This window comes from Rheinheimera sp. (genome assembly GCF_036782235.1).
In the GTDB taxonomy this organism is placed as follows: Bacteria; Pseudomonadota; Gammaproteobacteria; order Enterobacterales; family Alteromonadaceae; genus Pararheinheimera.
Genome location: NZ_DAIPZL010000001.1, coordinates 379,389 through 397,694 on the forward strand (window position 1 = coordinate 379,389; position 18,306 = coordinate 397,694).

Consider the following 18,306-nt stretch of genomic DNA (forward strand, 5'->3'; position numbering starts at 1 on the left):
ATTATTGAATTTTAAATTGACGCCTGGTACGGCGTAAAAACCAGAATAAATAAGGCCAGACAATCATGCCGGTCACCACAGGCCACAAATAAGCGGCACGGAAATACACACCGGTCAGGAAATGACTGAACCAGAACACCACCAGATGGTACAGCGCCAGCAGCAAGCCTAACAACAGGCTTTGTTGCAGAACCGAAAAATTTCTGATTTTCAAATGGTTAGACGCCACAATAAAACAAATCAGCGAATAACCAAAGGCGTTGACACCAAGCACAGTGCCTACCATCACATCCACCAGAAAACCCAGCACAAAAGCAGTGCCGATACTGGCGCGGTGAGGTAAAGCCAGCACCCAATAACAAAGTACCAGCAAAGGCCAGTCCGGGCGGAATAACTTCACCGCCGAAGGCAGAGGCATCACGTTCAGCAATAACGCCAGCACCAAACTCAGATGAATAATTAAAAAACGCCAGGAGTTTTGCATCAGTCCTGTCCTTGTTCAGCTTGATTCAGCTCTTCAACAATTTGTGGATCAGCACTGCTGATACCGCGGTGTGGCCAGACTAACAAGGCATAACGAATACGATCCAGCTTGGCATAAGGTTCGGCCATCACTTGCAAAAACGGTTGACGGGCATCACGATGCACCCGCACCACTTTGGCCACCGGATAACCCTCTGGAAAGACGCCATCAAGGCCAGAGGTTAATAATCTGTCACCTTCAGTGATATCGGTGCTGTGCGGTAAATGAATTAACCGCAGCAAGTCCGACTGGCCAATACCTTCAGCCACTACACTCTGGCCGGTGCGTTCCACCCGCGCCGAGATGGCGTGAGTATTGTCGGCAATTAACAAAGCGCGGCTGCTGGTCGGGCCTACACTCACCACCTGACCTAACACACCTAAGTCATCGAGCAAAGGCTGCCCCACTATCACACCGTCCCGTGAGCCTTTATTCAACACTATTTGATGACTAAAGGGATGACTGTACACCGCCAGCACTTCAGCAATTAATCTTTTGCCTTCAGTGACCGGGCTGGCGCCAAGCAAAGCGCGCAATCTGTCGTTTTCCTGCTGCAGAAACTGCAAACGTTGCAGCTGACCGTTTTGCAACAGCAGAGTGTTTTTTAAAGTGCGGTTTTCTTCCAGCAGTTTTTGTTGGGACATAAATTGTTCGGACGCGCCAAACACCATGTCCTGTGGCAGGTTGGCCAGATAAAACAGCGGACTGACGGTTGCCGTCAGGTAACCCCGCAGTTGAACTGAGCTGTTGGTGTAATGATCAAGGGTAATAAGCCCAATGCTCGCCAGCAGGGCTAAAAACAACCGCAGTGGCAACGATGGGCCACGATCAAGTAAAGGTTTCATGGCTAACCCTGCGCAGCGTGTTCAGTTAGTCGTAACTGAACACGTCGCCGCCGTGCATATCGATCATTTCCAGGGCTTTACCACCACCACGGGCCACACAGGTCAGTGGATCTTCGGCAACCACCACCGGAATACCGGTTTCTTCCATCAACAGACGGTCTAAGTCACGCAATAAAGCGCCACCACCGGTCAGCACCATACCACGCTCAGAAATATCAGACGCCAGCTCTGGCGGAGACTGCTCGAGCGCCACCATCACGGCAGACACAATACCGGCCAGTGGCTCTTGTAAGGCTTCCAGAATTTCGTTGCTGGTCATGGTGAAACTGCGTGGCACACCTTCGGCCAGGTTACGGCCGCGCACTTCAATTTCCAGAATTTCGTCGCTTGGGTAAGCAGAACCAATTTCGGTTTTAATACGTTCAGCTGTGGCTTCACCAATCAGGATGCCGTAGTTACGGCGGATATAGTTGATGATGGCATCGTCAAACTTGTCACCACCAATGCGCACTGAAGACGAATACACCACACCGTTTAACGAGATAATAGCCACTTCAGTGGTACCACCACCAATGTCCACCACCATAGAACCTGTGGCTTCTGACACTGGTAAACCAGCACCAATGGCCGCTGCCATTGGCTCGTCAATTAAATACACTTCACGGGCTCCTGCGCCCTGAGCCGATTCACGGATGGCACGGCGTTCAACCTGGGTAGAACCACAAGGCACACAGACCAGCACGCGTGGGCTTGGGCGCAGGAAACTATTGCTATGTGCTTGTTTAATAAAATGCTGCAGCATTTTTTCAGTGACGTAGAAGTCGGCAATAACACCGTCTTTCATCGGACGGATGGCTTTAATATTGCCTGGGGTACGGCCTAACATGCGTTTGGCAGCATGACCTACCGCAGCCACTGTTTTAGGACCACCGGCCCGTTCCTGACGAATCGCAACCACTGAAGGTTCGTTCAGCACTATGCCTTGGTCTTTTACATAAATCAGGGTGTTGGCTGTGCCCAGGTCAATTGACAGGTCGTTGGAAAATAAACCGCGTAATTTTTTTAACATGAAAAGAATTAATCCTACTTAATGGGGCGCCAACAACAGTCGGGTGCGCTGAATTCAGCCAAATGGGTCCCGACAAGACAAAAAAGTGCGCATATTTTAAGTAACAATGCGCCAAGAAAATAGCTCTATCTTACACATTTACAAAATTAAACCAAGCACGGCGCCAAAGCACAGCTTAACCGGTGCTGCAGCTATGACTACAGCACGGCATTTTGGTTGCGTTTTTAATTTTCCCGCCAGAAAATTTGCCTGTTATTACCACGGAAACTGCCAAACACAGCTTCAGCTTTGGGGTTTTCCAGCGTCGGGCCGTTGTTTGGGTCCCAGTCATACTGCAGCCAGGGGGCGTCACTGAGCTGATACTCAAGCGGATAACGGCTTTCTACTCCTGGTGCTCCTAATAACAAATCAAAAGCGTTGCTTAAACCTTGTTGCAAAGTAGCGGTATTACCCGATGCTGTAATCACCGGCCGGCCTGTGCTGTCGATGATTAAACGTGCAGCCTCCACCGGGCTACAGGAGTCTTGACCGTTGTGCACAAATAAACTGCCATTATAATATTCTGCTTTAAGTTGCACCGGCAGATTATGCTGCTCCGAGCCCAGTGCGTTCATCAACTGCAAACGGCCATAACGCCAGTCAAGGTTGCTCGTATGCAATACCTTGGCGCTGCAATTAGCGGCTGCAACACAATCAGCCGTGGTGGAGGTATTTAAATCCAGTGCATCCAGTTTTGTCACAGCACCGTCATTGTCATTGAGCATGACACCAAGTTTGAACTGCTGAAACGGACCGTCCGGCAGTGCTGTGCTGGGCGTGGTGGCAGGCACCGCCAATCTGGAAAAAGTAACGGGCAAAGCCACCTGACTCGCCTTACCGGCATTCCAGTTTAACAACTTGGGCAGCGGTGGATTACCACTGATCAATCTGTTGCTTCTATCCACACCATCATTATTATTTTCGGCCACCAAAGTAGCGGTGGCTTTGGCAAAACTGCCCAGATAGTTGTTGGTGACAGCCCCCAGCTGATTGCGGGCTTCCAGCTCAAAATTTAACTTTGCATACTGGTTCATATAACTAAAGTTGCCACAAGCCGGATTTACACTGCTGCTGGCCAGCACAAAACTAGCCGGTACCAGCCGGCCAAGCGCAGGCGCAGCATTTGGCATTGAGCTTTTCAGTTTGATACTGACGCCGAGATAAGGCTGGTTACTCAGCTCGTTACTGCCAAGATGAAATACCCCCACTTCATCAATATTCACAGCCACTGTGGTACTGGCACTGGCCGAGGCCGGGTGGTTGTACTGGACCGGGGTTAAATTGCCATGGATAGCACCAGCCGCCAGGTCGGGTGCCAACACTTTGTGTTGTAGCGGAATATTATTCAGGCTAAAGGAAGGGGTGCTGCTGTTATCACAAAAATTGCTGTCAGTGTCACTTTGCCAGCCGTGGGCGCTGATGGTGGTATTAAAATTCACACCTGCTTTGGTGAGCACAGCGCAGTTTTCGTCGGCTAGGGCACAATGCACAGGCGCCTGCAGACATAACCCGGCCGGATAACTGACAAATAAATCAGCGCCACTGAGGACCAGGCCGTTGTCGCTAGTGGCCGCAGAACCTGTGTAACGGGCGTTGAGTCTGAGCTGACCGGCATCACTGTAATTCACCGCAATAGTGGCTTCACCACTGGCGTTAAAACTAAGCGGCAGATCCAGACCGGTCGCAAAACCAGTACCGATATTTTGCCCTGCTACAGTAACGGCACGCAGCGGGCTGGCAGCTGGTGTGGCGGGACTGACATAATCCGACCAAAAACGCACAGTACGGCTGACATTGGCAAAAGCGGGCACGCATTGCTGCGTGTTGTCAGCAGTTTTTACCGCCGTGACTTTAATACTAGCTTCAGGTTTGGCTGCCAGCTTATCCGGCACTTCAAACACTAAACCGGCATCGGCAAAAGTCACATTACAGTTGGCCGCCGACAACGTACTGCCGTTATGGCATAAGGTGACACTGCCGGCTTTTTTTGCTGGCGTGGAGCTACTCACCCCAACTGTTACAGTAGTGGCCGTTGTTTGTTGTAAAGTGGCTGTGGCAGTACCGCCACTAAAATTCAGCACATTGCCGGACAAACCAGTGCCACTGACCCAACCTGAAGCCGGCTGCAAAGTTGCCGCAACAGTGCTGGTAATTAACTGGCTGCAAGAGGCATTGGCACAGGCTTTAATAGTAAAAGTTTCGTTTTTACAGGTGAGCGCCTGACCAGAATAAGCAAGTTCAAAATGATCAATCTGACTGGTTGCCGCGCCATTACACACCACCCCGCCCTGCAAACGGGTTAAAGCCGATGGGTTATAAGTGGCGTTTGAATTATTCCAGCCGCTAATATCCCCTTTGGCGGTTAACCCCCCATTGATACTGGCGTTATTACTAAAAAATACTGCACCACCTACCAGCACAAAACCGCGGATCACTGAGTTGTTAAAGACCGTCAGATTGCCTGTGACCACAATCAACAGGTTTTCTGGCGGGCCACTGGCATTTAACAACACACTGTTATTCAGTTGCAGGTCGCCATTGACAAAAATCCGGGTGGTGGCTCCCGTGGTCGTCAACACCGTATTGTTTGGGATCACATGGCTGCCAATTCGGTAGTCACCAGGGCCAAAAGTGCCGGAAAAACTATTTATGTTGGTGGTATTGGGCACTGAATAACTGACCGAAGCCGGCACAGCACTGTACTCAGTGACAGCCCTGGGCCAGATATCCACGCATTCTTCGGCATGAAGCCAGGCGGAGCACAATGTTAATAACAACAGCAACACACGCATTAATAAGCCTCCATCCGCACCACTCTGCTGGTACTGATATCGCCAGCCAGACAACGGCCTTCACTTTGCAGCGCATATAAAGGCCTGCCGCTGTTATCGGGGTTTTGCACCTGCTGGCAGCTTAAAGTGGCACTGCAGCCATTCAGGCCCGCGGTGGTAAAACTCATATTAGGGCTTACTGCAGCACAGCTGCTGGTGCCTGTCAGTGGAAAGAGCTGCACTAAACCGGCTTGTAAACCCGACTGCGCCGCATTAAAAGCCCTGTTGCCCTGCACTTCGTAACTGACGGCAATGCTGCTGCTCACCAGTTGCCGGCCTAAAAATAAAATCAGCGCTGACATCAGCACAATCACAAAAAGCGCCATCACCAGCGCACTGCCACGCTGTTGAAAATTTTGCATAGTAACTTCAGGGTCTGTGTATTCAGGGTACATTTGGAATATGCACCTCATGGTTAAAAAACAAATCCTGCCCCTGCGAAACCGCCGGACTAAAACGCCAGAACAAATGCAAAATTGCACTGCGGTTGAGGCTGGCACCACTGTAACTAAAGACCGCTTCGCTGCTGCTGTTTGAAAGCCCCACTGCCAATAATTCACCACTGACCAGCGGCGGTAACGGCTGCACCACGAAAAAACCATAATTACTGTAACGGCGAAGCTCTGCGCCAACCCGGCAAATACTGACCGGCTGGTCAGCCAGATAAAAACGCCGCTGTGGTGATTCAGTAACAAAACTGGCCTGCAAGGCGCCAATATTGGCAAGACTCACCCTGCTGGTATGCGCATTGCCATCGGCATCGTCCGGAGCATTTTGCGCCGCAGCTACATCGGCACTACGGCCCTGATTTAACGCATATATATGGCTGGCATCCGTTGGATATACGGTCAGGCGTTGGCCGGGCTGCGCTGTCCAGCCGGTGTTCAGGCTGGTGACACCAATCCAGTTCCGACGGTTAGGATAGAGCGGCAAGTCGCGGTAAATCCCACTTTGCGCCAAAGGGGCAAATTCAACACAACTCACTGAATTATCTGCATTGGCGCTAACCCGCACACTGCCCGGCACTGCAGCACGCACTTCACGCACCACCCGCTCCAGCGCAAAACGGCTTTGTTGCAACACCTGCTGCACGGCATTCGCGTCCATATACATACCGGCACCCAGGCGCAGATAACTGGTCAGCCCCACCGCCAGAATGCCCAAAAGCAGCATCACCACAATCAGCTCCACCAGGGTAACCCCCCGCTGATACCATACAGTGTTACTAAGCTTGGGCGCCGGCATTACCAATTCCCCTTATAACCGGCAAATACAATAGGATCTCCGCCGGGGGGGGTCACTGTCAGGGTGATTTTTTTAGCGTTATTGTTGGCAAGGCCAAGCTCAGTACCGGCATAACTTACCAGCACTGCCACCTGATAATTTTTATATTGGTCGGCCAGGCTCTGATTGAGCACATTCACCAGACTGGCGCCGTCCACATTCAGACAATGAAAATCATCGACATCGTCATAAAGGTCACGGCTGGCTTCTTCAGTGGCAACCGACATACCAGAGGCTGGGCAAGCGGGCAAAGTGGCAATACAGGCACTGGCGCCTGATTCACCACAGCGTAATAAGGTATTGCCGCGACTGGAGTTTTCATCAAAACTCATGGCCATCATTTCGTTCATCAGGCTATGGCCCAGTTCAGCCGCGCGCACCTGATGCCAGGGTTCAGTGCTGCGTACCAGCATAGGCCCCATAATCTGGCTGATCATTAAAATGGCAATCGCCAGCACCACCATGCCGACAATCAGCTCAATCAGCGTAAAACCGCGCTGCAGCTTTTGCCCTGGTTTTAACATCAGCTTTAACATGAGCTTTGGTATCCGCTGGCGGCAATACAAAAACTGGCCTGCTGGCCTGCTCTGGTCAGGTCGATTTGGCAACCACCGGCACAGCTACCTTGTGGCCGGCCCCAGCTGTCAAATCTTAATAACAGCGGCAATACGCCGATGCTGACGGTCACGCCCGCCTGACTTAAATCAATTTGTTGTGGATTATTGGCATCAAAAGAAAAACCGGCGGATGGCAAACAAGGGTCTGAGCTGGCAGGGCCAGCCGCTGTGGAGGTGATCACCAGCGTTGGGCAAAGGCTACTGAGGCTGGCGGTATCCTGCATACTTTGCAGCTGAATTTGCCGGCTTAAACTTAACAGCTGGTCACGCTGTGCCAGCACTGTTTCTGCATCTGCGGTAAAAAATTTGGGTAAAGCGGTGACAGCCAGAATGCCGCCAATCAGCAAAACCACCACCAGTTCCACCAGAGTAAAGCCGGTTGATTTTGCATTCATCAGCAACATCCTGACCTGCAGGCTGGATTAACAGCCTTGTGTTTGCAATGTAATAGTTGGTTTGGCACCCTGACTTGCTGCCTCAACATACAACAACTGACAAGCCTTGGTAGCGTCAGTCTCATAACTCAGAGCTTCCGGAGTAATGACGACTGTGTTAGCTGGTGCTGCAGTGGTACTACTATCATCAATCACTGTCCATTCAGTGGTCGCCAGATCTAAAACCTCGCCTATATCATCCACTGTGGCGGCAGTGTAGCCATAAACCACATTGACCGCAGGATTTGTCAGCAGCGCTGTTGCGTCTTTTTCTTTACTTTGTAGCAAAGCTTTGCTGTACACCATAGCATTAGCCGACTCCAGCGAGCCTTTTAAGGCGCTTAAGGTCGAGGCTTTAGCATCACCAGATAAATTTAAAAACTTTGGTGCTGCTGTGATGGCTAAAATGCCCAAAATCACAATCACTATCACCAGCTCAACTAAGGTAAAACCCTGATTTTTTTTCATAACGACTCTCTGTGCTCAAATGAACTGCTGCAAGGTGCAGAACAGCCTTGCAGCACAACTTTATTAACCAATTAAGGTTTATTTAAAAACGAACTAACCTGGCCCGTTACTGGGCTATAGGTAAAGCCATTGCTGGTGTTGTTGTCGGTTGGCGCTGCAGTTAAACCTGCCGTCTGGTGGTAGATGCAAAGACCACCAGCGCTACGCACATAAAAGCTCACGGCAGCCAACTCTGCAGCAGTTGCAGCTGTGGTGCTGGAGCTCGGTGATTGCTGGAAAATGGTATTTAATACGGTCTGACAAGCAGCAGCTGTCAGGTTAGCCGCAGTTACACCACCAGCCGGAAAACCATTGGCGGTGGCAACAGATACATTGACGCCGTCATAGTTCACATCAACCACACCACCGGTACCAGCCGGACGGCCAGCCACTTCCCAGGCGGCGCGCACCAGGCCTACAGCGGAGGCAAAACCACCAGCAGTGCCTTCAACAGACACGTTTTCCGCCTGTTTAGTCACATTTAAAAAACGTGGCAATGCAGTGGCTGCTAATAAACCGAGAATAATAATGACGATCACAAGCTCAATTAAGGTAAAACCTTGTTGCCGGCCCGACATGCTGTTCATATGGTCTGCTCCAGAAAATTAGAAGTTAAGTTATTGTGTGTTATATCAGTAATTAATGACAGCTTTTGGCTTTATTGCCAAGTGCTGTTTTAACCACTCTTTTTATAGGCACTGAGCATATCCCACATTGGGGTAAAGATACCCAGCGCCAGGATCAACACCATGACCGCCACTATCACTATCAGGATAGGTTCGATTTTGGCGGTCAGGCTTTTTAAATCAAACGCCACTTCCCTTTCGTAAAACAGCGCTACTTCCTGCAGCATATCGTCGACTTGCCCTGTTTCTTCACCAACCGCCAGCATTTGCATCACCAGCGGGGTAAATAAATTACTCTGGCCCGACACCCGCACCAGACTTTCGCCACGTTCTATGTTACGCCGCATTTCACGGATTTTTTCGCCCATGTAGTCGTTATCCACAGCGTCCGCCACCAGACTGAGCGCTGAGGTGAGCGGCACACCGGCTTTGAGCATCAGCGAAAAACTGCGGGCATAACGGCCCAGCGTGGCTCTGTTAATAATGTCGCCCATAATAGGCAATCTGAGCTTGAGCTTGCTCCAGCGATAACTGCCGGAAGGGCTTTGTAAATAACGGTATAACGCAAAAGCGCCGGCTGCTGTACCGAGCAATAACCAGGGCCAGTAGTTAATAAAAAAGCCCGAGGTGGCCAGCAGCACCTGAGTGGCCCAGGGCAACTCGGCATTAAATTTGGCAAACATATTGGCAAATTGTGGGATCACCAGAATGTTCAGGATCACCATGGCGATAACAATAGCGGTTAACACAAAAATTGGATAACGGGTGGCCTGGCTGATTTGTTTGCGCGTTTCCTGTTCCTGTTCAAAATAATCCGACAGCTGCAAAAAAGCTTCGTCCAACCGGCCGGTGTTCTCCCCCACATGCACAATACTGACAATAAGCCGGTTAAATACTTTGGGATGACTGGCGAGCGCCACGGATAAATTACGGCCTTTTTCCAGCTGGTCAGCAAGGTCGGATAACACCACCCGCAGCGATTTGGACGCTGTGCTTTCGGCCAGGCCACGGATAGCGCGGATAATAGGAATACCGGCCTTCATCAACGAATACATCTGGCGCGAGAATACAATCAGCTCGGTCAAGCCCACCTGAGGCCCGCCCAGCTTCAGCTGCCAAACCGAACTACCGGCTTCCGGCTGCAATTCTATTTTTAATGGGATCAGCCCACGCCGGCTGAGTAAATCCGCTGCCGCCATTTCATTGGCCGCTTCGAGCACACCATTTTGTGGCTGGCCCTGATGGTCACGGGCGGCATAACGGAAATTGGCCATTAACTCACGGCTCCTTCTGATGGCGCCATATCATCAAGCTCAACATATTCCGACACTTTAATCACTTCTTCCAGTGTGGTGATGCCTTGCTGGGCATAGTCGAGCGCCATATTACCCAGGGTTTTAAAGTCACTGTTCTGATAAGCAATATGGGCAAAATCTTCGGCGTCGTTGCGGCGCAGGGCATCGGCCAGAGGTTTATTGATCACCAAAAGTTCAAACACACCCACCCGGCCTTTATAACCACTGTAGTTACAGGACTGACAACCACGGCCCTGCCAGAATTTCAGACCATCACGGGCTTTAAAATGTTTTAACCAGGTTTGTTCCAGCTCGTCGGGCTGGTAAGGCTGTTTGCAATGTGGGCAAATACGCCGCACCAGCCGCTGCGCCAAAATAGCGCGCAAAGCACTGGCCACCAGATAAGGCGCAGCGCCCATATCAATCAGGCGCAACGTACTGGTGACAGCGTCGTTGGTGTGTAAGGTTGAAAGTACCAGGTGACCTGTTAATGCACCCCGTAAGCCCATTTCAGCTGTTTCCTGGTCGCGCATTTCACCGACCATCAGAATATCCGGGTCCTGGCGCAAGCTGGTACGTAGCACACTGGCAAAGTCGAGACCAATTTTATGGTTAATCTGCACCTGATTAATCCGTGGCAAACGGTATTCCACCGGATCTTCAACGGTGATAATTTTTACGCCGGCCTGATTTAGCTCGCTGAGCACCCCATACAAAGTGGTGGTTTTGCCCGAACCTGTGGGCCCTGTGACCAGCACCATACCGTGTGGACTCTGGATAATACGCCGCAGTTTGCTTAATAAGTGTTCCGGCATACCGGTTTCATCCAGCGACAATAAACCGGCCGACTGATCCAGCAAACGCATCACCACCGACTCGCCGTACTGCACCGGCATGGTCGACATCCGCACATCAATGGTGTGGCCTTTGACTTTAATCTGAAAACGGCCATCCTGCGGCAGCCGTTTTTCCGAAATATCCAAAGCCGCCATCAGCTTTAACCGCAGCACCAAAGCCGAAGCAATACCGGTTTCTTTTAAAATGCTTTCCTGCAGCACACCGTCCACCCTTTGCCGGATGCGCAGCACCTGCTCGTCAGGTTCAATATGAATATCGGAAGCGCGCACCTGCACCGCATCTTCAAATAACGACTGCAACAGCCGCACTATGGTATTGTCTTTGTCGTTGTCGCTACTTAATGCAGAAAAATCAATGGCATCTGTGTCTTCGTATTCTTCCTGCAGCTGATGTGCAATGCTTTCAATTTCTTTGGTGCGCCGGTACAGGTTGTTAAAAGCCTCAATCAGCTGGCTTTCCCGCACCACGGCAATTTCAATCAGTTTGGGTTCCAGCAGCGGTGCTATCTGGTCCAGAATAGACAAGTCGGCCGGGTCACTCATGCCGAGTAACACCGACTCTCCTCTGTCTTCCAACACCAGGGCTCTTAACCTGCGGGCGTGCACTTCCGGCAATAACTGCGCTGCTTTGGGGTCAATCCGGCGCTGACTGATATCTAAAAAGGACACATTTAACTGCTGCGCCAAAAACTGTAATAACTGATCTTCAGTTAAAAAAGCCAAATCAATCAGACTGGCACCCAGTTTTCGGCCTGTGGTTTTTTGTTCGGCCAGAGCACGGCTCAGTTGTTGTTCGGTGATGATGCCTTCATGCACCAACAAATCACCAAGTCGCATTTTTAAACGGGGTCTTTGCATCGGTTCACTCTGCTGTGGCTAAACGTTGCTGAATAAATTGTACTGTGGCGGCCGACAAACCGCCTGCGGTTAAAGCCCGCTGATACGCCTGTTTGGCCTGTGGTAACCGGCCAAGTTGTTCCAGCACCAACGCCTGGCCAAGCCAGCCCCGGCTAAAACCAGGCTGTATCGTGGTGAGCTGTTGCCAGGCCAGCAAGGCAGCATCCAGCTTTTGTTGTTGCTGCAGCGCATTGGCTTTGAGTTGTAATACTTCAGCGTTGCTTACTGCGCTGCTGATTTGATTCAGCGCAATTTCGGCTCCAGCCCAGTTTTTTTGCACACTGGCCAGGCGTGCCTGCTGCAATAACAACAGATCTGAACTCAGTCGCTGCCCGGCACAAAGCTGCAGCAGTTGCTGCAGCGACTGCCACTGTTGTAACTGACGGTAACTTTCCGCCAGCCACTCATAACCCAGGACATCATTAGGTGACAGCTCAATATATTGCTGCGCTTTTTCGCCAAGCAGCGCATAACTGGCGCTGGCCAGGGCCGCTGTGGCCTGTGTTTTTAGCCGCGCTAACTGCGCAGTTTTATCAAACACCACCTGCTCAACCTGCATCGAAGAAGGCGCCTGCGCTGCAGTTTGTGCTGCTGTGTTATCAGCAACAAAAGGCTCTGCTTTGGCTGCCGGATATACCTGACTGCTGCCCTCAGGCTCTGAAGCCCAGACCGCCAAAGCTTTTTGTTCAGCCAGTGCGGTTGTGGCCGTGGCGGGTTCGGCTGCTGCAGTTTCGGTTGAGCGCACTTCAGCCGGCCCTGATTCAGCTTGTGGCGTCGCTGTTTGGACTGCTGCGGTCACGGCCTGCAGCGCTGCCGGGGCTTCTGAACCAGCTTCGGCCGCTTTTATTGCCGCAGGCGCTGACTGAATTGCCGCCTGCTCTGATTGATTAGCAGTGCTCTGGTTTTGCTGCGGCACAGCAATTTGGCTTTGTGCTGTTGCCACCGGCTCTTGCTCCGCTAAAGCGACGGACGTTGGGCTCTGGCTGCTGTCAGACTTTGCATTTTGCCTTGTATTTGGGCTTGTATTTAAAGGCGTTGCCACCTCTGGTTGTGGCGATAACAGTGCCAGCATCCGGCTTAGCCGCTCTGGTGCCAGCAGGCTAAATCCGCCGCCAATCACCAGCAAAGCACAAAGCCCCCATAACAGCTTGTTGCTTCGCCCTGACGGCCTGGGCAGGCTGGGTCTTTGGTTCACCACAGGCTGGCCTTTTTTGCCTTGTTGTTGGTCCAGATCTTTCAGCATCTGGTTAATAACACTCACCACCAGCCTCCCGGTAACCAGTACCACAATGCCAACAGCGCTGCCGGTGCCAGCAGCGGCCACCAGAAGCCTGAGTTGTGCGGTTTGCCGGCCTGTACATCGTCGGTGTCGCGGGCGGCCTGCATCACCTGATAACAACCAATTTGCTGCAGCGCTTTGCCATATCCCAGCATCAGCGCTTTATGCGCCAGAATGTTAATCAGCCTTGGGATCCCCCTGCTGTAATAATGCAATAACCACAAGGCGGTGCGGCTAAACAGTTGCGACGCGCCGGCCAGCTGCAGACGGGCATTCACATAACAAGCCACCTGAGCGCGGTTTAATACCGACAAATCATAAGAAAAGCTGATGCGCTGGCGTAATTGTCGGAACTGATACAAAGCCAAACGCTGATTCAGTTCAGGCTGGCCAAACAGCACCACCTGCAACAATTTACGTTGTTCGGTTTCCAGATTGGTCAGTAGCCGCAAGGCTTCTAAGGTTTCATCCGGCAAAGCCTGGGCTTCATCAATCAGCAGCACCACTTGTTTTTGCTGTTGTGCCAAGAGCACCAGCTGGCGTTGCAGCAGCTGGGTCAGTTGCTGCGGGTCGATATTGGCGGAATGTTTTAAACCAAGCTCCAGCGCTAAAGCCCAGCGCAGCTCCAGCGGCGACAAATGCGGGTCCGGGATATAAGCCAGCGCAAAATGCTCAGGTGCTTCCTGCAATAATTTGCGGCACAGCAGGGTTTTGCCTGTGCCGACTTCGCCTGTAACTTTAATAAACCCTTCACCTTGCGAAAGCGCCACGGTCAGCACGGCCATAGCCTGCTGATGGATAGGTAAATCCACATAAAATGCCGTGTTGGGCGTCAGGCCAAAAGGCGCTGCGCTCATGCCGTAGTGCGCAAGGTACATCATCAGCCGTTACCGCTGGGCCGCCCAGTCCTGCACCTGGCTGCCCGACTGCTGAATTTGCTGCTGCCAGACGCCGCTTTGCACTACTGTAGGTTTGAGTAAAATCACCAGCTCTTTTTTCTTTTCGGTTTTGCTCATTGATTTAAATAACGAACCCACCACCGGAATCGACATCAGGCCAGGCACACCACTTTCAGTGTCGCTGATCACTGTTTGCATCAGGCCACCAATCACTACAATTTCGCCGTTGCTGGCTTTGATAATAGTGTCCGACTCGCGGATATTACTTTGTGCCAGTGGCAATACAATTCTTTCATCACTGAGCTGCACTGTTTTGGTTTGTTCAGCGGTTTCGGTCACTGACGGATGCACATGCAAAATCACCTGACCGTTCTGGTCTATTTGTGGTGTGACATCGAGCGCAATACCGGAGAAAAACGGCTGCAAAATCACCGTCGGTGTGGTGTTTTGCACGCCGTTAGCGGCTGTGGTGGTATTGCTGGAAATTTCAGTGACAAAATATTCGTCCTGACCCACTTTAATCACCGCTTTTTGGTTGTTAATAGCGGTCACTCTTGGGCTTGACAGCACCTGGGCATCACCCTGGGTTTCCAGCAGGCTAATTACACCGCTAAAGTCGGCGTTCTGAAACGAAATACTGGTGAGGCCACCAATGGCCGTGTTAATTGGGTTGCCAAAGTTACCGGCGGCATTGCTGATGCGCAAGCTGGTGGAATCGATATTGGTCAGCGCATTTTGCCAGTTGATGCCTTGCTGATAATCATCACTTAAGGTCACTTCAATAATTTTGGCTTCGAGAATCACCTGGCGCTGCAGATGTTGTTCCGACTGGGTTAAAAACGCCCTGACTGCGGCTATTTCATCCGGCATGCCACGCACTGTGACTAAACCGGCCTGAGGTGACACCACCACAGTACGTTGTTCCCCGCCTCCCAAAATACCGGCCACAGCTTTTTCCAGATCTTTCCAGAAGTCGGTTTTGCTGCCGCTTTGGATCATACTGCCGTTAAATTGCTGATTATTCTGCTGGCCGTTATTGAGGTTGTTGTCGTTAAAACCATTTTGGTTATTCTGGCCACCCTGATTATTACGGTTATTGCCGTTTCTGTTGCTTTGGCTGTCCTGCGACACGCCACCGGAGTTCACCGCAATTGACGACATGCCCATCCGCTGCATCAGCAGATAATTGACCGCTATGGTTTCGGTACGCAGACCAGCCGGATACACCTGCCAGACATTGCCTTGCTGACGGATATCAAAACCGTACATTTGCTGCACCACCTGCATCACTTCCGGCAAAGTCACCTGTTTCAGTTGCAGGCTGATTTGGCCCTGCACATCGGGGTGCACCACTATGCTTTGTTCAGTGTCTGCTACCAGGGAAGCAAAAAAGTCGGGCATAGCCACATTCAGCGCCGACACATTCAAGCGGGGCAATAACAGATTGGCTGTTGCCGGCGCCATAGGGGTCAGCAGTTCGTCTGTGACTGCGGCCGGCACTTCCAGCGGTGCTGCTGTTGGTGCGGCCTGCTGTTGTAATTTGCCAAGTTCAGCACTGGTATTACTGGCCGCCTTCGGAGCTTCAATACTCTGACAGGCGCTAAGCGCGATGATACTGGCGAGTAAACTGAGTTTTGTGCGCATAAGGTTCACTACTTTGTTGTGCTGTTAAATAAATTCAGCTGCAGCCGTTTTTCGCCTTGCTGCAGTATCACCTTTCCGGCGCTGATACTCTGCACCTGATAAGGCCCCACTTTGTCGCCTGTTTTGACCAGCACGCCGTTAATCAGCGCCTGATAGCTACGACCGTCACTGCGGATCAGGCTAAGCCTGGGTGCAGGTTCGGCGGCTTGTACTGCGGCACTCTCTGGCTGTATCTGTGCTTCAGGTGCAGTTGGATCGGCAACACTGCCGCTGCTGCACAGCAACAACAGCGCCGCCAGCTTAAATTTGCAGATAGCTGTCATGTTCACTTACCGTTTCAAGTTCAAGCTCAAGTTCAGCTTTAGGAAACTGACTGACTTTGTAACGCAGTTGCGACCAGTGCAGTTGCCATGGCAATTGTTCCAGCCGCGCCAGTAATTGTTGTAAAGCAGCATAACTGCCGGTAAACACCAGTTTGGTACCGTGGCGGTACAACAACGGCTGGCTGCTGTCCATGCCCGGCAAAGTCACCGCCTCTGCTGTTAAATTTTCCAGCGCCAGCAAACTAACCCCCTGCTGGCTGGCCAGTACGTCTTTGAGCAGCTGCACCATTTGTGCACCGCTGATATAACGGCCTGTCATAGCACGGATTTGCGCAAGCAACTGCTGCTGTTGACTGTCCATGGCATTAATTTGTGCCTGCAGCTGCTCGTCCGGATCCTGTTGTAACGCCTGCTGCACTGCATCTATCTGCTGTTGCAGCACCTGCAGCTGTTTGGTGCTTTGCTGATGTTGTTGCTGCTGTTTTTTTGCTTCAGACCAAAGTGGCTCTACGCCATAGAGCACACCACACCATAACAGCAGCACTACAACTGCAGCGCTGATGAAATAACGCTCGCGCAGCTGAAATTGTAAAAAACGCTCTTCCCATTGTTGCATCAGGCTCATGGTTGCCCCCCGCTGCTGCCATTATTTTTTAGCGTTTGGGCAGCTTCTGCTGCTGGCGACGATGCCGCTGGTGCTGCGTTGTTGACCGCAGGCGCAGTGGCCGCTGGTTGTTGCAATAAAGCGGTCAAATCCTGCGCTGTTTTCTGTTTGGCGGACACCAAAAACTGCCGGTATGCCCCATCAGCCACAGGCTCCAGTTTAACCAGACTAAATTCCAGCCCCTGCAAACCAGGTGCGTTGCCAAGCGCTGTTAACCAGGCGGGTACCAATGCCGCATCCCTGGTGATACCAGCAAATTGTTCGCTGCCACCCAAGGCAAAACCGGTCAGCCACAAGCCTTTCGGGTCAATATCGGACAGATGCTGCATCACTTTGGCATACTGCGGCGGGGTTTTATTATTTTCCTGTTGCAGATAACTTAACAGCTGCTGCTTTTGCGCAATACTTTGCTGCAACACACTGGCTTGTTGTTGCAACTGGGCCGAAGGCTGACGGGCTGCCAACGCTTGCTGATACTGTTCCAGCTCTTTAACTTTATGCTGTTGTTGAGTCTGCGCCAGCGCAACCTGCGCTCTGGCCGTGCTTAACTGCTGATAAGCCAAACCACCAGTCGCCACTAATAACAACAACAGCAGTGACGTGGCTCTGACCAGCTGTGGCAGCGTCATTTTGTCCTGACGCGGCTGTAGTGCCGCCTGATATAAATTAACCCTGAGCTTCATTGGCCTGCTCCCCGGCTTGGATCAACTCGATGGCGCCCGCCATGGTTAACCAATAATCCTGTTGCTCTGCGGCGCTGAGTTTGGGCATCCAACGGGCCAGCTCCAGCATGCCCACCTGACTAAAGCCATTGTCGGCAAAATAACGCACTATCTCCGGCAGCTGTGGGCTGGCTATCTGAAATAAAATTTCTTTAACCGGCGCCTGACGCAGCTGCCCTTCGAAATAATCCAGCGAACGCTGCACTTCCAACAATAAATTATCCAGCATACCCTGGCGCAGTTCGGTCATTTCATATTGATCAATGCGGTTAAAACCACGCAACTTACGCGAAAAATACAGCATGCCCTGCTTGATGATCTGCAAGCTCAGCTCCTGCCCCGGTTGATGCACCAGTAACATCACAGCACTGTTTTGCACCGGAATTAAGTTACGTGGCAACCATTCTTCCGGCTGAATATTGGCAAGCTGGATATTTTTGCGTTGCAAAGTACGGCATAGCTCAAGCAAGCTGCTTTTTGACGTGACGACGACGTTGATCCGTGCGCCCTGAGTGCTGGTATGTTCGGGTAAATCAAGATAATCCAATAACATATCTTCAACCGGCACTGTGGTGAGTTCCCGTACCAGCCAGGGCAGCGCCTGCAACATTTCTTCGGATTTGACGGCGGGTTTATCCAGCTGCACCAGCTGATATCTGTCGCTGCTCAGCACCAGACAAAGTTCGGTACCTGAGGGCAATTCATTGCATAGCTGCAACAACATCGTTTGGAGATCGTCATTGTTACCGGGCAGCAGGGTTTCTACTTTCAGTACCTTTAAACCGGCGCTTTGTAATAACACCAGTTTCAGATAATCATTGTGCAAATGCACGGCCGCCACATGCGCGGCAGCTTTGGAACTGGACTGACCAAATTTGATCATACCGGCTAACTTTTCAAACATGATTCAGCCCTGAGACTATGTATAATCTGCTGTTTGTTGTTCCCGGG

At 51.5% G+C, this 18,306-nt stretch carries 19 protein-coding genes; all 19 read right to left on the reverse strand.

The genetic code is table 11. From position 1 onward, the window contains the following. Position 1 precedes the first annotated feature (1 nt). Positions 2 to 484, reverse strand: coding sequence for a rod shape-determining protein MreD (mreD, locus tag V7P87_RS01600; protein WP_333795861.1), 483 nt, complete (start codon positions 482 to 484; stop codon positions 2 to 4). Then, positions 484 to 1,368 carry a rod shape-determining protein MreC gene (mreC, locus tag V7P87_RS01605; RefSeq protein ID WP_333795862.1) on the reverse strand — a complete coding sequence of 295 codons (885 nt, stop codon included), beginning with the start codon at positions 1,366 to 1,368 and terminating at the stop codon, positions 484 to 486. The genes mreD and mreC overlap by 1 nt, the downstream gene beginning before the upstream one ends. A 25-nt stretch (positions 1,369 to 1,393) precedes the next feature. Further along, on the reverse strand, positions 1,394 to 2,437 hold the full coding sequence (locus V7P87_RS01610; RefSeq protein WP_260655439.1) for a rod shape-determining protein: 1,044 nt from the start codon (positions 2,435 to 2,437) through the stop codon (positions 1,394 to 1,396). Between the two features lie 224 nt (positions 2,438 to 2,661). After that, on the reverse strand, positions 2,662 to 5,268 hold the full coding sequence (locus V7P87_RS01615; RefSeq protein WP_333795863.1) for a DUF6701 domain-containing protein: 2,607 nt from the start codon (positions 5,266 to 5,268) through the stop codon (positions 2,662 to 2,664). Beyond that, on the reverse strand, positions 5,268 to 5,669 hold the full coding sequence (locus V7P87_RS01620; protein WP_333795864.1) for a type II secretory pathway component: 402 nt from the start codon (positions 5,667 to 5,669) through the stop codon (positions 5,268 to 5,270). The genes V7P87_RS01615 and V7P87_RS01620 overlap by 1 nt, the downstream gene beginning before the upstream one ends. Before the next feature lie 22 nt (positions 5,670 to 5,691). Further along, entirely contained in the window at positions 5,692 to 6,552 is an 861-nt protein-coding gene (locus V7P87_RS01625; protein ID WP_333795865.1) for a PilW family protein, read from the reverse strand. Then, on the reverse strand, positions 6,552 to 7,127 hold the full coding sequence (locus V7P87_RS01630; RefSeq protein WP_333795866.1) for a type IV pilus modification PilV family protein: 576 nt from the start codon (positions 7,125 to 7,127) through the stop codon (positions 6,552 to 6,554). The genes V7P87_RS01625 and V7P87_RS01630 overlap by 1 nt, the downstream gene beginning before the upstream one ends. Then, positions 7,121 to 7,603 (reverse strand): prepilin-type N-terminal cleavage/methylation domain-containing protein, encoded by a 483-nt coding sequence (locus tag V7P87_RS01635; RefSeq protein WP_333795867.1) that lies wholly within the window; start codon positions 7,601 to 7,603, stop codon positions 7,121 to 7,123. The genes V7P87_RS01630 and V7P87_RS01635 overlap by 7 nt, the downstream gene beginning before the upstream one ends. A 27-nt stretch (positions 7,604 to 7,630) precedes the next feature. Beyond that, a complete protein-coding gene (locus V7P87_RS01640) occupies positions 7,631 to 8,110 on the reverse strand; it encodes a prepilin-type N-terminal cleavage/methylation domain-containing protein (protein WP_333795868.1) in 480 nt (159 codons plus the stop codon). A 71-nt stretch (positions 8,111 to 8,181) separates the two neighbouring features. Further along, positions 8,182 to 8,736: a prepilin-type N-terminal cleavage/methylation domain-containing protein gene (locus tag V7P87_RS01645; protein ID WP_333795869.1), complete on the reverse strand. Its 555-nt coding sequence runs from the start codon at positions 8,734 to 8,736 to the stop codon at positions 8,182 to 8,184. 89 nt (positions 8,737 to 8,825) lie between these two features. Continuing rightward, a complete protein-coding gene (locus V7P87_RS01650) occupies positions 8,826 to 10,049 on the reverse strand; it encodes a type II secretion system F family protein (RefSeq protein WP_333795870.1) in 1,224 nt (407 codons plus the stop codon). Then, positions 10,049 to 11,785 (reverse strand): GspE/PulE family protein, encoded by a 1,737-nt coding sequence (locus V7P87_RS01655; protein WP_333795871.1) that lies wholly within the window; start codon positions 11,783 to 11,785, stop codon positions 10,049 to 10,051. Before V7P87_RS01655 ends, V7P87_RS01650 begins: the two co-directional genes overlap by 1 nt. 4 nt (positions 11,786 to 11,789) lie before the next feature. Further along, complete coding sequence (locus V7P87_RS01660) at positions 11,790 to 13,085, reverse strand: hypothetical protein (protein WP_333795872.1); 1,296 nt, start codon at positions 13,083 to 13,085, stop codon at positions 11,790 to 11,792. Continuing rightward, positions 13,082 to 13,984 (reverse strand): ExeA family protein, encoded by a 903-nt coding sequence (locus V7P87_RS01665; protein ID WP_333795873.1) that lies wholly within the window; start codon positions 13,982 to 13,984, stop codon positions 13,082 to 13,084. The genes V7P87_RS01660 and V7P87_RS01665 overlap by 4 nt, the downstream gene beginning before the upstream one ends. A 6-nt stretch (positions 13,985 to 13,990) precedes the next feature. Further along, the gene (mshL, locus tag V7P87_RS01670) at positions 13,991 to 15,646 is read right to left on the reverse strand and encodes a pilus (MSHA type) biogenesis protein MshL (protein ID WP_333795874.1); all 1,656 of its coding nucleotides are present in this window, start codon (positions 15,644 to 15,646) and stop codon (positions 13,991 to 13,993) included. Positions 15,647 to 15,654: 8 nt separating this feature from the next. Continuing rightward, positions 15,655 to 15,969: a hypothetical protein gene (locus tag V7P87_RS01675; RefSeq protein WP_333795875.1), complete on the reverse strand. Its 315-nt coding sequence runs from the start codon at positions 15,967 to 15,969 to the stop codon at positions 15,655 to 15,657. Continuing rightward, positions 15,947 to 16,594, reverse strand: a complete 648-nt coding sequence (gspM, locus tag V7P87_RS01680; protein ID WP_333795876.1) for a type II secretion system protein GspM — start codon at positions 16,592 to 16,594, stop codon at positions 15,947 to 15,949. Before gspM ends, V7P87_RS01675 begins: the two co-directional genes overlap by 23 nt. Continuing rightward, positions 16,591 to 17,316, reverse strand: a complete 726-nt coding sequence (locus tag V7P87_RS01685) for a PilN domain-containing protein (RefSeq protein ID WP_333795877.1) — start codon at positions 17,314 to 17,316, stop codon at positions 16,591 to 16,593. Before V7P87_RS01685 ends, gspM begins: the two co-directional genes overlap by 4 nt. Then, positions 17,300 to 18,259, reverse strand: a complete 960-nt coding sequence (locus tag V7P87_RS01690) for a hypothetical protein (protein WP_333795878.1) — start codon at positions 18,257 to 18,259, stop codon at positions 17,300 to 17,302. Before V7P87_RS01690 ends, V7P87_RS01685 begins: the two co-directional genes overlap by 17 nt. Positions 18,260 to 18,306 lie beyond the last annotated feature (47 nt).

Coding starts and splice junctions, on each gene's coding strand:
- mreD (WP_333795861.1), bottom strand. CDS start 484: ATGCAAAACTCCTGGCGTTTTTTAATTATTCATCTGAGTTTGGTGCTG.
- mreC (WP_333795862.1), bottom strand. CDS start 1,368: ATGAAACCTTTACTTGATCGTGGCCCATCGTTGCCACTGCGGTTGTTT.
- V7P87_RS01610 (WP_260655439.1), bottom strand. CDS start 2,437: ATGTTAAAAAAATTACGCGGTTTATTTTCCAACGACCTGTCAATTGAC.
- V7P87_RS01615 (WP_333795863.1), bottom strand. CDS start 5,268: ATGCGTGTGTTGCTGTTGTTATTAACATTGTGCTCCGCCTGGCTTCAT.
- V7P87_RS01620 (WP_333795864.1), bottom strand. CDS start 5,669: ATGCAAAATTTTCAACAGCGTGGCAGTGCGCTGGTGATGGCGCTTTTT.
- V7P87_RS01625 (WP_333795865.1), bottom strand. CDS start 6,552: ATGCCGGCGCCCAAGCTTAGTAACACTGTATGGTATCAGCGGGGGGTT.
- V7P87_RS01630 (WP_333795866.1), bottom strand. CDS start 7,127: ATGTTAAAGCTGATGTTAAAACCAGGGCAAAAGCTGCAGCGCGGTTTT.
- V7P87_RS01635 (WP_333795867.1), bottom strand. CDS start 7,603: ATGAATGCAAAATCAACCGGCTTTACTCTGGTGGAACTGGTGGTGGTT.
- V7P87_RS01640 (WP_333795868.1), bottom strand. CDS start 8,110: ATGAAAAAAAATCAGGGTTTTACCTTAGTTGAGCTGGTGATAGTGATT.
- V7P87_RS01645 (WP_333795869.1), bottom strand. CDS start 8,736: ATGAACAGCATGTCGGGCCGGCAACAAGGTTTTACCTTAATTGAGCTT.
- V7P87_RS01650 (WP_333795870.1), bottom strand. CDS start 10,049: ATGGCCAATTTCCGTTATGCCGCCCGTGACCATCAGGGCCAGCCACAA.
- V7P87_RS01655 (WP_333795871.1), bottom strand. CDS start 11,785: ATGCAAAGACCCCGTTTAAAAATGCGACTTGGTGATTTGTTGGTGCAT.
- V7P87_RS01665 (WP_333795873.1), bottom strand. CDS start 13,984: ATGATGTACCTTGCGCACTACGGCATGAGCGCAGCGCCTTTTGGCCTG.
- mshL (WP_333795874.1), bottom strand. CDS start 15,646: ATGCGCACAAAACTCAGTTTACTCGCCAGTATCATCGCGCTTAGCGCC.
- V7P87_RS01675 (WP_333795875.1), bottom strand. CDS start 15,969: ATGACAGCTATCTGCAAATTTAAGCTGGCGGCGCTGTTGTTGCTGTGC.
- gspM (WP_333795876.1), bottom strand. CDS start 16,594: ATGAGCCTGATGCAACAATGGGAAGAGCGTTTTTTACAATTTCAGCTG.
- V7P87_RS01685 (WP_333795877.1), bottom strand. CDS start 17,316: ATGAAGCTCAGGGTTAATTTATATCAGGCGGCACTACAGCCGCGTCAG.
- V7P87_RS01690 (WP_333795878.1), bottom strand. CDS start 18,259: ATGTTTGAAAAGTTAGCCGGTATGATCAAATTTGGTCAGTCCAGTTCC.